Below are 13,388 nucleotides of genomic sequence, written 5' to 3'. Positions count from 1 at the left end.
AGGCCCCCCCCCCCCCCCGCCGCTGTCAAAGCCCGGCGCCCTCGTCGACGCCCAGCATGATGTTGAGGTTCTGCACGGCGGCGCCAGAGGCGCCCTTGCCCAGATTGTCCAGCACCGCCAGCAGCACCGCCGACCCGGTCTCCGGATTGCCATGCACCGACAGATCCAGCCGGTTGGTGCCGTTCAGCCGCTGCGGCATCACGCGCGGCTCGTTCTCGGAGGCCGCGACCACCGACACGAAACGCTCGCCCTCATAGGCCGCGCGCAGCGCCGCCTCGGCGCGGGCGAAACCGTCGGGTCCAAGGGCGGGCAGATGCAGCGCCACCGCCATGCCCTGCGCATAGGCGCCGACCGAAGGCACGAAACTTGGCAGCGCCGTCAGCAGCCCGTGCTTGAGGATCTCCGGCAGGTGCTTGTGGCCCTGCGCCGCGGCATAAAGGAACGACCCCGACGCCTCGCCGGATTCATACTCCGCGATCATCGACTTGCCGCCGCCGGTATAGCCCGACACCCCGGAAATCGACAGCGGCTGACCCGCGTCGATGACCCCCGCCGCCACCAATGGCCGGATCAGCGCGATGGCGCAGGTGGACCAGCAGCCGGGGTTCGACACATATTGCGCCCCGGCAATCGCCGCGCGCTGGCCCTGCGCCATTTCGGCAAAGCCGAAGACCCAGCCTTCGGCGACGCGATGCGCGGTGGAGGCATCGATGATCCGGGTGCCATGCGCCCGGGCCAGGTCCACGGTCTCGCGCGCGGCATCGTCGGGCAGGCACAGGATGGCGACCTCGGCCTCGGCCAGCGCCTCGGCGCGCGCGCCCGCATCCTTGCGGCGCGCAGGGTCAACCTGCACCAGCGCGATGTCGGCGCGGCCTTCCAGCCGCTCGCGGATCTGCAGGCCGGTGGTGCCTGCCTCGCCGTCGATAAAAACCTTGTGTGCCATGGGCTTTGCTCCTTGGACCGGGACGCGCCCCGCATAGCAGAGCGCGCACCCGTTGGGAACCGCGCTTAGCCCAGTGTCACGTCCAGAAACATCATCAGGATCAGGCCAAAGATCAGCCCCGTGGTCGCCCGCATCTGATGGCCGTTGCGATGGGTTTCGGGCACGATCTCGTGGCTGATGATATAGAGCATCGCCCCCGCCGCGAAGGTCAGCCCCCAAGGCAGCAGCGCCGCGCTGACCGAAACCGCGATCACCCCCACAAACGCCCCCAGCACCTCGACCATTCCGGTCAGCGCGGTGTAGGCCAGCGCCTTGCGCCGGGAATAGCCCAGACCCACCAGCGCCACCGCCACGGCCAGCCCTTCGGGAATGTCCTGCAGCGAAATCCCGGTCATCACCGATATGCCATTGGCCCGGTCCAGCCCGAAGGCCACGCCGATGGACAGGCCCTCGGGGAAGTTGTGGATGGCGATGGCCAGCACGAAAAGCCAGATCCGCGCAAGCTTTGCCTGATCGGCGCCCCCTTCGGGGCCGGTGCGGAAATGTTCGTGCGGGATCGACGCGTTCAGCCAGCCGACAAAGGCCGCCCCCAGTGCAATGCCCGCCGCCGCGATCCCCGCCGCGATCCAGACCGAGCCGCTGCGCGCCTCAGCCACCTCGATCCCCGGCAGGATCAGCGAGAAATAGGCCGCCGACAGCATCACCCCCGCCGCAAAGCCCAGCATCATGTCCTGCGTGCCCTGCGACATGCGCCGCCCCACCACGGCGGGCAGCGCGCCCAATGTCGTGGCCAGCGCCGCCACCGCGCCGCCGCCTGTGCCCCAGAGGATGTCCAGCATGCCGCCTCCTGCCTGTTTTGCCGCAGCAGACTCCGCTTACGCCGCAGGGGCAAGCGCGGATCATTGCGTCACCGCGCCTCAGGCGGTAAGGAATCCTGACCACATTGCGGAGGACGGACCAAACATGCCCGTAATCACCGAAATCGCGGACCTCAAGCGCCTCTACCGGCGCCGGGTGCCGAAGATGTTCTACGACTACTGCGAATCGGGCAGCTGGACCGAACAGACCTTCCGCGAGAACTGCTCGGATTTCAGCAAGCTTTACCTGCGGCAGCGGGTGGCGATGGACATGACCGGGCGGTCCACCAAAAGCCGGATGATCGGGCAGGACGTGGCGATGCCGGTGGCGCTGGCCCCCGTGGGCATGACGGGGATGCAGCATGCCGATGGCGAGATCCTCGCCGCCCGTGCCGCCGCCCGGTTCGGCGTGCCCTACTGCCTGTCCACCATGTCGATCTGTTCGATCGAGGATGTGGCCGAAAACACCGACAAGCCGTTCTGGATGCAGGTCTACACGCTGAAGGACGACGATTACATGAAGCGCCTGTTCGACCGGGCGAAGGCGGCAAAATGTTCTGCCGCCGTGATCACGGTCGACCTGCAGATTCTGGGCCAGCGCCACAAGGATCTGAAGAACGGCCTGTCCGCCCCGCCCAAGCTGACGCCGAAATCCGTGGCCAACATGATGACCAAGGTGCCATGGGGCCTGGAGATGCTGCAGACCAAGCGGCGGTTCTTCGGCAATATCGTGGGCCATGCCAAGGGCGTGAACGATCCGTCCTCGCTGACCACATGGACCGCGCAAAGCTTCGATCAGGCGCTGGACTGGGACCGCATCCGCGAATTCCGCCGCATGTGGGACGGCCCGCTGATCATCAAGGGCATCATCGACCCGCGCGACGCGCTGGAGGCCTGCAATGTGGGCGCCGATGCCATCGTGGTCAGCAACCATGGCGGGCGGCAGCTGGACGGGGCGCTGAGCTCGATCCGGGCGCTGGCGCCGATCATGGACGCGGTCGGCGACCGCATCGAGGTGCATCTTGATAGCGGCGTGCGCTCGGGGCAGGATGTGCTGAAAGCGGTGGCCATGGGGGCCAAGGGCTGCTGGATCGGGCGCGCCTATATCTACGGGCTGGGCGCCATGGGCGAGGCGGGCGTGACCCGCGCGCTGGAGGTGATCCACAAGGAGCTTGATACCTCCATGGCGCTGTGCGGGCGCACCCAGCTTGACACGGTCGACCGCGACATTCTGATGATCCCCAAGGGGTTTTCCGGCGACTGGGAGGATTGAGCCGGAACCAGTGGTGGCGCGGCCCTAGCGCCGCGCCATCACAGGCAGCAGGACCAGCGGCAGCACCAGCAGCAGCAGCGCCACCGCACCAAAGGCCACGCGCAGGCCAAAGAGTTCCGACAGGCCGCCCATCAGCGGCGGGCCAAGGAAGAACCCGGCATAGCCCACCACCGTCGCGCGCGAAATCGCCCGCGCCCGGGCCGCCGGCTGCAGCCGCACCCCCAGCCACGCATAGGCCATGGGCGCCAGCACCGACACGCCAAGCCCCAGCACCGCAAAGCCCGCCCAGCCCATCAGCGCCGTGGGCGCCAGCGCCGCCAGCACGGCCCCCGCTGCCGCAAGCGTGGCGCCTGCGGCCATGACCCGGCCCACATCCAGCCGCTGCACCAGCCCCTGCCCGGTCAGCCGCCCGATGCCCATGGTCAGCCCCAGCAGCGTCGGCGCCAGCGCGCCGCCCACGGCATCGGCGCCCAGATTGCGCTCCAGATGCAGCGCCGACCAAGCCTCTGTCGCCTGTTCGGACAGAAAGCCCACGCAGATCACCAGACCGGCGGGCAGCACCAGCAGCCATGGCACGGCGGCGGATCCGGCGGGGGCCATCTCGGGCTCGGCGGCGGCCTTGGCGCCGCGCGTCGCCAGCGCCAGCAGCAGCGTGACCGCCCCCGCGCCCAGAAAGATCGCCCAGACCGGCAGGCCCGCGCCGCGCGCGATCCCCGCCGCCAGCGCCGCCCCGGCATAGACCAGCGAATAGCTGGCATGGGCAAGGTTCATCAGCGGACGGCCCGACCGCGCCTCCAGCCCCGCCAGATGCGTGTTCATCGCCACGTCCAGCGTGCCCGCCGCTGCAGCACAGACCAGCATCGCCGCCGCGAACTGCGCGGTGGATCCCGCCAGCCCCGGCAGCGAGAACCCCAGCCCCAGCAGCAGCGCAAAGACCGGCATGGCCTGACGGCCCAGCCGGGCCTCGGCCTGCGGCGCCAGCCACATGGCGGCCACCGCGCCGAAGGTCGCCACCAGCATGGCCGCCCCCAGCGCCCCGTCCGACATGCCCGCCTGCAGCTTCAGCGCGGGCACCACCCCCGCAAAGGCACCCCAGCACACGCCGATGGCGGCAAAGGCGGCAACGGGGCGGCGGATCAGGCGAAGGTCATGCAGCAGGGTCATGGCGCCGACCTTGCACGCCGCGCGCCCCGCGTCCAGAACCCGCGCCCCCGCCCGGCACAGATTCCGCGCGCGGGCTCTTGCCCGACGCGGCGTTTCGGTCTAAGGGGCAGCCTTCATCGCGGGGTGACAGCCTTGGAGGCACCCTGCCCTTATCTGTGGAGAAATAATATGGCTGGTGAGATTCCTGATCTCGAAGCCCTGGAACGGTCGGGGACGGGCAAGGGCGCCGCTCGGCAGGCCCGTCGTGACGGCATGGTTCCGGGGATTGTCTTTGGTGGCGAAAAAGAGCCGCTTGCGATCCAGATCCCGTTCAACGCGCTGCTGAAGCGCCTGAAGGCCGGTCGGTTCAAGTCGACGCTCTTCAACCTGAAGGTCGAAGGCCATGACGACGTGCGCGTGATCTGCCGCGACGTGCAGCGCGACGTGGTGAAGGATCTGCCGACCCATGTCGACCTGATGCGCCTGCGCCGCACCACGCGGATCAACCTGTTCATCCACGTCGATTTCATCAACGAGGACAAGAGCCCCGGCCTGAAGCGCGGCGGCGTGCTGACCGTGGTTCGCCCCGAGGTGGAACTCAACGTGCTGGCAGCCGAGATTCCGGACCACATCACCGTGGATCTGGATGGCCGCAAGATGGGCGACGTCATCCACATCAGCGACGTGACCCTGCCCGAAGGCGTGACGCCCACCGTGGAGCGTGACTTCGTGATCGCCAACATCTCCGCCCCGCGCGGCCTGCTGGCCGATGACGCGGACGAAGAAGAGGCCGCCGAGGAATAATCTTCCCGGTCCGGACGATGTGCACGGCCCCGCCTTGGCGGGGCCGTTTGCATTTGGTCACTCCAGAACCTGCACCGCGTCGAACAGCTCCAGCTCGGGCGGGCCCAGATACATGCCGTCGCTGGACTTGGCGCCGCGATGTGCGGCCCGGAACGCCTCCGACCGGGTCCATGCGGCAAAGCTTTCCTCGTCCGCCCAGACGGTGTGCGAGGCGTAAAGCACGTGATCCCCGCGGTCGGGGCCGCGCAGCAGCGCGAAGCTGCGGAATCCCGGCACGGATTTGAGATGGCTGTCGCGGCTTTTCCACATCTCCTCGAACTCCGCGGCGCGGTCGGGCACCACCCGGAACCGGTTCATGGTCAGATACATGGCCTCTCCTTTGTCTCTGTGTTATCGCCTGTCCCACCCTATCTAGGGCGGTATGGGCGCAGAACGGAGACGCGACAGTGCAGATTCTGGCAGGGCTCGGCAATCCCGGCGGCAAATACGCCCGGACCCGGCACAATATCGGCTTCATGGCTCTGGACCGCATTGCCGAGGATCACGGCTTCACCCCGTGGCGGGCCCGGTTTCAGGGCGAGGTGGCCGAGGGACGGCTGGGACAGGAAAAGGTGCTGCTGCTCAAGCCGCAGACCTTCATGAACAATTCCGGCCAGTCGGTGGGCGAGGCCATGCGCTTTTTCAAGCTGACCCCCGCCGAGATCACCGTCTTTCATGACGAGCTGGATCTGGCCCCCGGCAAATGCCGGGTGAAGACCGGCGGCGGCCATGCGGGCCATAACGGCCTGCGCTCGCTGCATGCCCATATCGGCGAGGCCTATCACCGCGTCCGGCTCGGCATCGGCCATCCCGGCCGCAAGGAGGCGGTGGCGGGCTATGTGCTGCACGACTTCGCCAAGGCCGAAGAAGACTGGCTTGACGATCTGCTGCGCGGCATCTCCGATGGTGCCCCGGCGCTGGCGGCAGGCGATACGGGCCGGTTCCAGAACGCCGTGGCGCTGCGCGTCGCCCCCGCCCGCTCCTCCAAGACCGCCGCCCCGGCCCCCGCCGCGCCTGCCCCCGCCGCCGCGCCGGAACGTCCCGCCCCGCAGGCAGAGCCCGCGCCCGACACCCGCAACCCGCTGCAAAGGCTCGCGGACCGCTTCCGCTAGCGCCGCCCGGCCCAAGGAGACTGCGATGCAGAAATATCCCGCCCACAACGTGATGGGACAGCCGCTTCACCCCTGTTCGGTCGATCCGCTCACCGGCTATTTCCGCGACGGGCACTGCAACAGCTGTGTCGAGGACAGCGGCAGCCACACGGTCTGCGCCGTGATGACCAAGGAATTCCTCGCCTATTCCAAATATGTCGGCAATGACCTCAGCACGGCGCGCCCGGGGCTGCGCTTTCCGGGGCTGAAGCCGGGCGACCAGTGGTGCCTCTGCGCGCTGCGCTTCCTGCAGGCCCATGAAGAAGGCTGCGCCCCGGGCGTGCGGCTCGATTCCACCCATCTCAAGGCGCTGGACGTGGTGCCGCTGGAAATCCTCGAGCTGCACAGGGTCGACTGAGGCCCCCGGCACGCGGCAGCCAGACCGCGCTCCAAACCTCTCCCCCGACATGCCAACGGCCGCCCCAGAGGGCGGCCGCTGCCGGTCAGGCCTGCCGGATCAGCCCAGATCGACGCCCAGATGCTTGGCCACGGCAAAGATGTCCTTGTCGCCCCGCCCGCACATGTTCATGACGATCAGGTGATCCTTGGGCAGGCTCGGTGCGATCTTCGTCACATGCGCCAGCGCATGGCTGGGCTCCAGCGCGGGGATGATGCCTTCGGTGGCGCAGGACAGCTGGAACGCCTCCAGCGCCTCGCGGTCGGTGATCGAGACATATTCCGCCCGGCCCGTGTCATGCAGCCATGCATGTTCCGGCCCGATGCCCGGATAATCCAGCCCCGCCGAGATCGAGAAGCCTTCAAGGATCTGCCCGTCATCGTCCTGCAGCAGATAGGTGCGGTTGCCATGCAGCACGCCGGGGCGCCCGCCGGTCAGGCTGGCGCAATGCTCCATCTTCTCGTTCACGCCCTTGCCGCCCGCCTCGACACCGATGATCCGCACCTCCGGATCGTCAAGGAACGGATAGAACAGGCCCATGGCGTTGGACCCGCCGCCGATCGCCGCCACCAGCGTGTCGGGCAGACGGCCCTCGGCCTCCATCATCTGCTCGCGCGTCTCCTTGCCGATGATCGACTGGAAATCGCGCACCATGGCCGGATAGGGATGCGGCCCCGCCACCGTGCCGATGCAGTAGAAGGTGTCGCGCACATTGGTCACCCAGTCGCGCAGCGCGTCGTTCATCGCATCCTTCAGCGTGCCGCGGCCAGAGGTCACCGGGATCACCTCGGCGCCCAGCAGACGCATGCGGAACACGTTGGGCTGCTGCCGCTCCACGTCATGCGCGCCCATATAGACCACACATTTCAGCCCGAACTTGGCGCAGACCGTGGCGGTCGCCACGCCATGCTGGCCCGCGCCGGTTTCGGCGATGATGCGGGTCTTGCCCATGCGCCGCGCCAGAATGATCTGGCCCAGCACGTTGTTGATCTTGTGCGCGCCGGTATGGTTCAGCTCGTCGCGCTTGAAATAGACCTTGGCGCCGCCCAGCTGCGCGCTCAGCCGCTCGGCATGATAGAGCGGCGAGGGACGGCCCACATAGTGCTTCCAGAGGAAATCCATCTCCGACCAGAAGCTGTCATCGGTCTTGGCACGCTCATACTGCGCCTCAAGCTCCAGAATGAGCGGCATCAGCGTCTCGGACACGAAGCGCCCGCCATAGATGCCGAAGCGGCCCTGCTCGTCCGGGCCCGTCATGAAGGAATTGACCAGATCGTCCATTGCGCCTCTCCTGCGGAAGTTTTCCCTGTCTAATCCACGCAGGGCGTCATTGGCCAGAGCCGAAGCGCCCTGCGCTTCCTTCGGCCCCAAATATCCCGGGGGGTCACAGGGGGGCAGCGCCCCCCTTACGCCATCACCGACCGTTCCAGCGCCGGATAGCGCAGCGCCAGCGTCAGCCCGCGCGCCAGAAACGACACCTGAAAGGCCAGCCACAGCCCGTGATTGCCCAGAGGCGCCAGCGCCAGCGCCAGCACGCCCGCATAGATCAGCGCCGACACCGCCATCATGTTGCGCATGTCCCCCGACCGGGTGGCGCCGATGAAGATGCCGTCGAACATCATCGCCGCCACCTGAAAAAGCGGCGTCAGCATCACCCAGGGCAGATAGGTCAGCGCCATGGCCTGCACCTGCGGATCGGCGCTCATCAGCCGCACCAGCCCCGCGCCGCCCAGCCAGAACACCAGCCCCAGCACCGCCGCCACCACCCCGCACCAGAGCGCCGCGAGCCCCGCGCCGCGCCGCAGCCGCGCCAGATTGCGCGCCCCCACCGCCTGCCCCACCAGCGCCTCGGCGGCGAAGGCGAAGCCGTCCAGCGCATGGGCGGTGATCATCAGGAACTGCAGCAGCACCTGATTGGCGGCCAGCGTCACGTCGCCGAACCGCCCCCCCACCAGCAGGAAGGAGACAAGGATCGCCTCCAGCAGCAGCGAGCGGATCAGGATGTCGCCATTGACCGCCGCCATGTGCCGCAGCCGCCGCGGATCCAGCACCTGCGCGGCGCTCAGGCGGCGCGCCCCCCCAAGCCCCGCCCGGCAGAGCCACAGCCCCATGGCGAGCCCCGACCATTCCGCCACGAAGGTGGCGATGGCCACGCCCTCCACCCCCATGCCGAAGCCCAGCACCAGCGCCAGATCCAGCACCACGTTCACGCCGTTCATCCACAGCTGCAGCACCAGCACCGCCCGCGTGCGCTCCTGCGCGATGAGCCAGCCGGTGATGCCGTAAAGCCCGATGGCGGCGGGCGCCGACCAGACGCGGATGCCCATGTAGCTGCGCGCCATGGCCTCGACCTCGGCGCTGGCGGGCGAGACGGCGAAGGCCGCGCGAAAGATCAGCCCCTGCAGCAGGATCAGCAGCACGCCCCCCGCCAGCCCCAGCAGCAGCGCGCGCAGCAGCAGCGCCTGCACTTCGGTCCGGTCGCCGGTGCCGGCGGCCTGCGCGGTCAGCCCCACCGTGCCCATGCGCAGGAAGCCGAAGGTCCAGTAGATCGCCGACAGCACGATGGCCCCCACCCCCACCGCCGCGATGGGTTCGGGTGCGGGGATCTGGCCCACCACCGCCGTGTCCACCGCGCCAAGGATCGGCACGGTGACATTGGACAGCAGGATCGGCAGCGCGATCTTGAGCACGCGGCCATGGCTCAGGCGGGGATCCGGGGCGGTCATCGGGGGCTCCTCAGGGCGGGGCTGCAGGGGGCTCTGCCCCCAAGCTGCGTGCCGCAGCTTTCCCCCGGAGTTTTTCAGGCAAGATGAAGGGTCAGGTCTGGCCGCGCGGCATCAGGAAATGCGCCACCGCCTGCGCGATGGGGCGGGCGCGGTTGTCCTGCCACGCCTCGGCATGCACGCTGGCATAGCGGCGGCCCTGCCGGGTGACGCGGGCGCGGGCATAGGCATCGCGCGGCAGGCCGGAACGCAGGTAATCCACGGTGAAATCGATGGTCTTGGGCAGGCGCGGCAGCCGCCCCGCCTCCAGCGCGTCAAGCGACAGCGCGCCGCTTTCCAGATCCTCCCAGATCACCGTCCAGCCCAGCGTGATGATCGAGGTGACCTCCAGCAGCGCCGCCGTCACCCCGCCATGCAGCGCGGGCAGATGCGGATTGCCGATCAGCTTGTCATCATAGCTCATCACGGCGGTCAGCTCGTCGCCGCGCCGGTCGAAATTGATGTCCAGAAACCGCACATAGGGCACGCCGCTGGCCAGCGCGCGCAGCGCGGTGTCGCGGCGCTGCTTGACCACCTGCACGGGATCGGGGCGCGGACGGCTCATGCGGAGGGCTCCATGGTGAAGGTGCCGGTGGCGGTGGCGACCGGGCGCCGGGTGTCCTCGTCCAGCGCCACGGCGCGGACAAAGGCCACCGACCGGGTGACGTGGTGGCATTCGGCCTGCGCGGTGATCGCCTGTCCGGGCGTGGCCGCGCGCAGGTAATCGATGCGCAGGCTCATGGTGGCGGTGGCGGCGGGGGCCGCGGGATGGGCCAGCGTCGCCGCCCCGCCGCAGGTGTCCATCAGCGTGGAGACGGCGCCGCCATGGATCACGCCCGTTTCCGGATCGCCCACCAGATCCGCCGACCACGGCATGCGGATTTCCGCGCGCCCCTCGCCGATCGACAGGATTTCCAGCCCCAGCGCGCGGGCCTGCGGGATCTGGTCGATGAAGCTGCGGGCGTGCGCGATCCGGTCGCTGGTCATGGCATGGTCTCCGTTCGGACGGCTCTTTATGGGCCGCGCCCGGTCGGGCTGCAAGCGCCGGGCGGCAAGCATTGCCACCTGCATGTCCCCGCACTAGGGTCTCGCCCGCAAGGAGGACGCGATGAGCGAGACCCGACTGAGCTTCAAGGAGATGTGCGAGCGCTTCGAGGTCACGCCACGGACGCTGCGCTATTACGAGTATATCGAGCTGCTGAGCCCCGCGCGCGAGGGCCGCGCCCGCTGGTATGGCGCGCGCGAGGTGGCGCGGATGACGCTGATCCTGCGCGGGCGCAGGTTCGGCTTTCCGCTGGAGGACATCCGGCAGTGGCTGCTGATCTACGAGCGCGAAGGCAACGAGGCGCAGATGCGTGCCTGGGTCACGATGGCCGATGCGCAGATGGAAGAGCTGCGCAGCCAGCGCCGCCTCATCGACGAGGCGCTGACCGAGCTGGTGGATCTGCGCGACCAGACCGCCGCCTATCTGAAAAAGGCCGACGATTCGAGCAGCTGAGGCGGCCCGAAGCCCTTTGGGGCCGCTGTTCCTGCCGGGATCCGGCGCGCCCCCGTCAATTTGATCAAATCGATCGGAAAGAAAATTCCTGCTCCTTCAGGTGACGCGAAAGGAAGTTACGTAAACTTGCAAGTGACGCCGCGTCCCGATGGTTTGGTCTGAAAATCCCATTGTATGATGGCAGGCAAGACCGCACCTCCCCCTGCAGCTTACGCAGAGTGAGGCACACACCACATGAACCCCGACACCACCATGACCATCCGAGAGATGTGTGATCTTTTCGAAGTCACCCCCCGGACCCTGAGATTCTACGAGCAGAAGGAACTGCTGTTCCCCCTGCGCGACGGCCAGAAGCGGCTTTTTACCCGGCGCGACCGGGCGCGGCTGAAGCTGATCCTGCGCGGCAAGCGCTTCGGCTTCAGCCTTGAGGACATCCGCCAGCTTCTGGAGCTTTATGACACCGGCGAGGGGCAGCAGGTCCAGCTGGCCCGGACCTATGACATCGCACAGGAGCGGCTGGCCGAAATGCAGCGCCAGCGCGACGAGTTGTCCGGTGCCATCGACGAGCTGAAAGAGCAGCTTGCCTGGGCCGAGCGGATGCTGTCCCAGAGCCAGCAGACCCAGCAGCGCAAGGCGGGCTGAGCCGGGGCTGGCAGGGAGGACCGGCAGAGCAAGGACCGGCAGAGGAGAGGAGGAGATCCGATGCCAACCTACAAGGCCCCCGTCGCGGACATGCTTTTTGTCCTGCATGACGTCCTGTCGCTGGGGACGGGGGCCGTTCCGGGCTACGAGGATCTGGACCGCGACACCACGGCGGCCGTTCTCGGCGAGGCGGCCAAGCTGGCGGAAGAGGTGCTGGCCCCGCTGAACCGGACCGGCGACCGGCAGGGCTGCGTGCTGGACAAGGGCATGGTGCGCACGCCCGACGGGTTCCGCGCCGCCTTTGACCAGCTGCGCGCGGGCGGCTGGCCCGCGCTCGACTGCGACCCGGCCTATGGCGGACAGGGCCTGCCCTATCTGCTGGCCACCGCAGTGGGCGAGATGTTTTCCTCCGCCAACATGGCGTTCAACATGTATCAGGGCCTGACCCATGGCGCCTGCTCGGCCATCCATGCCCATGGCACCGAGGCGCAGAAGGCGCTGTATCTGCCCCGGCTGGTGCGCTGCGACTGGACCGGCACCATGAACCTGACCGAGCCGCAATGCGGCACCGATCTGGGCCTGATGCGCACGCGGGCGGATCCGCAGGCCGATGGCAGCTACCGGATCACCGGGCAGAAGATCTTCATCTCTGCCGGGGATCACGATCTGGCCGAAAACGTGGTGCATCTGGTGCTGGCCAAGATCCCCGGCGGCCCGGAGGGCACCAGAGGCGTGTCGCTGTTCATCGTTCCCAAGTTCCTGCCCGACGCGGCGGGACGCCCTGGCGCCCGCAACGCACTGTCGGTGGGCAAGCTGGAAGAGAAGATGGGCATTCACGGCAATGCCACCTGCGTCATGGATTACGACGGCGCCACCGGCTTTCTGCTGGGCGAGGCGCACAAGGGCATGCGCGCCATGTTCACCATGATGAACGAGGCCCGGATCGGCGTGGGGCTGCAGGGCTATGCGCAGGCGGCGGTGGCAAGCCAGGCCGCCGTGGCCTATGCGCGCGAGCGCCTGCAGGGCCGGGCGCCCCGGCGGGCCGCGAATCCGCAGGGCGCCGCCGACCCGCTGATCGTGCATCCCGACATCCGCCGCCTGCTGATGGACCAGAAGAGCTTTGTCGAGGGCGCGCGGGCCTTCACCTTCTGGGGCGCGCAGCTGATCGACGAGGCGGAGCGCCTCCCCGACCCGGCGGCGCAGGGGCTGGTCTCGCTGCTGACGCCGGTGATCAAGGGCTTCCTGACCGATCGCGGCTTCGACGCCACGGTGGCCGCGCAGCAGGTGTTCGGCGGCCATGGCTATATCGAGGACAGCGGCATGCCGCAATTTGTCCGCGATGCCCGCATCGCGATGATCTACGAAGGCACGAATGGCGTGCAGGCGCTGGATCTGGTGAGCCGCAAGCTTGGCGCCGAAGGCGGCAGGCCGATCAGGGCGCTGTTCGACCGCATCGACCGGCTGGTGGCCCCGCAGATAGGCCAGGACGCGGCATGGGATGCGGAGTTCCTGATCCCGCTGCAGACGGCCACGGCGGATCTGCGCGCGGCGGCGCTGTTCTTTCTGGACCATGCCGCCAGCGCCCCTGAGGAGGTGCTGGCCGGCTCCACCGATTTCCTGCATCTCGCGGGGCATGTGGGTTTGGGCTACATGTGGCTGCGCATGGCCCAAGCCGCGCGGGAGGCGCTCGCGGCGGGACGGGGGGATCCGGAGTTCCTGACAGCAAAACTCGCCACGGGGCGGTATTACATGGCCCGCCAACTGCCCCTGACCCGCACCCACCTCGCCCAGATCAAAAGCGGCGCGTCCCCGGTCATGGCACTGGACGCCACGGCCTTCTGATGGAACGATAGTAGCATCCTTTGCCGCCACCGGACCG

At 68.3% G+C, this 13,388-nt stretch carries 15 protein-coding genes; 7 read left to right on the top strand and 8 right to left on the bottom strand.

Annotation, left to right across the window (positions count from 1 at the left end; translation table 11 throughout):
• Positions 1–25: 25 nt before the first annotated feature.
• The gene (gene argC, locus VK682_RS13595) at positions 26–943 is read right to left on the bottom strand and encodes an N-acetyl-gamma-glutamyl-phosphate reductase (protein WP_230795209.1); all 918 of its coding nucleotides are present in this window, start codon (positions 941–943) and stop codon (positions 26–28) included.
• Between the two features lie 65 nt (positions 944–1,008).
• The gene (locus tag VK682_RS13590; protein ID WP_089846778.1) at positions 1,009–1,782 is read right to left on the bottom strand and encodes a ZIP family metal transporter; all 774 of its coding nucleotides are present in this window, start codon (positions 1,780–1,782) and stop codon (positions 1,009–1,011) included.
• Between the two features lie 124 nt (positions 1,783–1,906).
• Between VK682_RS13590 and VK682_RS13585 the strand changes: the two genes are divergently transcribed.
• Complete coding sequence (locus tag VK682_RS13585) at positions 1,907–3,073, top strand: alpha-hydroxy acid oxidase (protein ID WP_089846776.1); 1,167 nt, start codon at positions 1,907–1,909, stop codon at positions 3,071–3,073.
• A gap of 24 nt (positions 3,074–3,097) precedes the next feature.
• On the opposite strand, the gene VK682_RS13580 is transcribed toward VK682_RS13585, so the two are convergent.
• Positions 3,098–4,237 carry an MFS transporter gene (locus VK682_RS13580; RefSeq protein ID WP_230795210.1) on the bottom strand — a complete coding sequence of 380 codons (1,140 nt, stop codon included), beginning with the start codon at positions 4,235–4,237 and terminating at the stop codon, positions 3,098–3,100.
• 168 nt (positions 4,238–4,405) lie between these two features.
• Here VK682_RS13580 and VK682_RS13575 point away from each other — a divergent pair, with 168 nt between their 5' ends.
• The gene (locus VK682_RS13575) at positions 4,406–5,020 is read left to right on the top strand and encodes a 50S ribosomal protein L25/general stress protein Ctc (RefSeq protein ID WP_089846772.1); all 615 of its coding nucleotides are present in this window, start codon (positions 4,406–4,408) and stop codon (positions 5,018–5,020) included.
• Between the two features lie 57 nt (positions 5,021–5,077).
• Here VK682_RS13575 and hmuQ read toward each other — a convergent pair whose 3' ends face one another.
• Entirely contained in the window at positions 5,078–5,389 is a 312-nt protein-coding gene (hmuQ, locus tag VK682_RS13570) for a heme-degrading protein HmuQ (RefSeq protein WP_089846770.1), read from the bottom strand.
• Positions 5,390–5,466: 77 nt separating this feature from the next.
• On the opposite strand from hmuQ, the gene pth reads away from it, so the two are divergent.
• Together pth and VK682_RS13560 are read left to right on the top strand one after the other, a co-directional pair.
• On the top strand, positions 5,467–6,171 hold the full coding sequence (gene pth / locus VK682_RS13565) for an aminoacyl-tRNA hydrolase (protein ID WP_230795213.1): 705 nt from the start codon (positions 5,467–5,469) through the stop codon (positions 6,169–6,171).
• Positions 6,172–6,196: 25 nt separating this feature from the next.
• Positions 6,197–6,568 carry a DUF2237 family protein gene (locus VK682_RS13560; protein ID WP_230795214.1) on the top strand — a complete coding sequence of 124 codons (372 nt, stop codon included), beginning with the start codon at positions 6,197–6,199 and terminating at the stop codon, positions 6,566–6,568.
• Positions 6,569–6,667: 99 nt separating this feature from the next.
• Here VK682_RS13560 and trpB read toward each other — a convergent pair whose 3' ends face one another.
• From trpB to VK682_RS13540, 4 genes are all read right to left on the bottom strand, one after another.
• Positions 6,668–7,888: a tryptophan synthase subunit beta gene (trpB, locus tag VK682_RS13555; RefSeq protein WP_089846764.1), complete on the bottom strand. Its 1,221-nt coding sequence runs from the start codon at positions 7,886–7,888 to the stop codon at positions 6,668–6,670.
• Positions 7,889–8,013: 125 nt separating this feature from the next.
• Entirely contained in the window at positions 8,014–9,333 is a 1,320-nt protein-coding gene (locus VK682_RS13550) for an MATE family efflux transporter (protein WP_230795215.1), read from the bottom strand.
• 91 nt (positions 9,334–9,424) lie between these two features.
• A complete protein-coding gene (locus tag VK682_RS13545) occupies positions 9,425–9,934 on the bottom strand; it encodes a PaaI family thioesterase (protein ID WP_089846759.1) in 510 nt (169 codons plus the stop codon).
• Positions 9,931–10,356 carry a PaaI family thioesterase gene (locus VK682_RS13540; protein WP_230795216.1) on the bottom strand — a complete coding sequence of 142 codons (426 nt, stop codon included), beginning with the start codon at positions 10,354–10,356 and terminating at the stop codon, positions 9,931–9,933. Before VK682_RS13540 ends, VK682_RS13545 begins: the two co-directional genes overlap by 4 nt.
• A 121-nt stretch (positions 10,357–10,477) precedes the next feature.
• Here VK682_RS13540 and VK682_RS13535 point away from each other — a divergent pair, with 121 nt between their 5' ends.
• The 3 genes from VK682_RS13535 to VK682_RS13525 all read left to right on the top strand — a co-directional run bounded on the left by VK682_RS13535 (position 10,478) and on the right by VK682_RS13525 (position 13,351).
• Positions 10,478–10,867, top strand: coding sequence for a MerR family transcriptional regulator (locus tag VK682_RS13535; RefSeq protein ID WP_230795217.1), 390 nt, complete (start codon positions 10,478–10,480; stop codon positions 10,865–10,867).
• Positions 10,868–11,101: 234 nt separating this feature from the next.
• Positions 11,102–11,509, top strand: a complete 408-nt coding sequence (locus VK682_RS13530; protein WP_089846753.1) for a MerR family transcriptional regulator — start codon at positions 11,102–11,104, stop codon at positions 11,507–11,509.
• A gap of 60 nt (positions 11,510–11,569) precedes the next feature.
• Positions 11,570–13,351, top strand: coding sequence for an acyl-CoA dehydrogenase C-terminal domain-containing protein (locus VK682_RS13525; protein WP_230795218.1), 1,782 nt, complete (start codon positions 11,570–11,572; stop codon positions 13,349–13,351).
• Positions 13,352–13,388: the final 37 nt, after the last annotated feature.

It is taken from the genome of Salipiger marinus, assembly GCF_035481585.1.
Lineage (GTDB): Bacteria > Pseudomonadota > Alphaproteobacteria > Rhodobacterales > Rhodobacteraceae > Salipiger > Salipiger marinus.
This window is presented reverse-complemented; position numbering and strand designations above follow the sequence as displayed.

Bases quoted from the DNA above. Each gene is read 5' to 3' on its own strand.
- argC (WP_230795209.1), bottom strand. From the start codon at position 943: ATGGCACACAAGGTTTTTATCGACGGCGAGGCAGGCACCACCGGCCTG.
- VK682_RS13590 (WP_089846778.1), bottom strand. From the start codon at position 1,782: ATGCTGGACATCCTCTGGGGCACAGGCGGCGGCGCGGTGGCGGCGCTG.
- VK682_RS13585 (WP_089846776.1), top strand. From the start codon at position 1,907: ATGCCCGTAATCACCGAAATCGCGGACCTCAAGCGCCTCTACCGGCGC.
- VK682_RS13580 (WP_230795210.1), bottom strand. From the start codon at position 4,237: ATGACCCTGCTGCATGACCTTCGCCTGATCCGCCGCCCCGTTGCCGCC.
- VK682_RS13575 (WP_089846772.1), top strand. From the start codon at position 4,406: ATGGCTGGTGAGATTCCTGATCTCGAAGCCCTGGAACGGTCGGGGACG.
- hmuQ (WP_089846770.1), bottom strand. From the start codon at position 5,389: ATGTATCTGACCATGAACCGGTTCCGGGTGGTGCCCGACCGCGCCGCG.
- VK682_RS13560 (WP_230795214.1), top strand. From the start codon at position 6,197: ATGCAGAAATATCCCGCCCACAACGTGATGGGACAGCCGCTTCACCCC.
- trpB (WP_089846764.1), bottom strand. From the start codon at position 7,888: ATGGACGATCTGGTCAATTCCTTCATGACGGGCCCGGACGAGCAGGGC.
- VK682_RS13550 (WP_230795215.1), bottom strand. From the start codon at position 9,333: ATGACCGCCCCGGATCCCCGCCTGAGCCATGGCCGCGTGCTCAAGATC.
- VK682_RS13545 (WP_089846759.1), bottom strand. From the start codon at position 9,934: ATGAGCCGTCCGCGCCCCGATCCCGTGCAGGTGGTCAAGCAGCGCCGC.
- VK682_RS13540 (WP_230795216.1), bottom strand. From the start codon at position 10,356: ATGACCAGCGACCGGATCGCGCACGCCCGCAGCTTCATCGACCAGATC.
- VK682_RS13535 (WP_230795217.1), top strand. From the start codon at position 10,478: ATGAGCGAGACCCGACTGAGCTTCAAGGAGATGTGCGAGCGCTTCGAG.
- VK682_RS13530 (WP_089846753.1), top strand. From the start codon at position 11,102: ATGAACCCCGACACCACCATGACCATCCGAGAGATGTGTGATCTTTTC.
- VK682_RS13525 (WP_230795218.1), top strand. From the start codon at position 11,570: ATGCCAACCTACAAGGCCCCCGTCGCGGACATGCTTTTTGTCCTGCAT.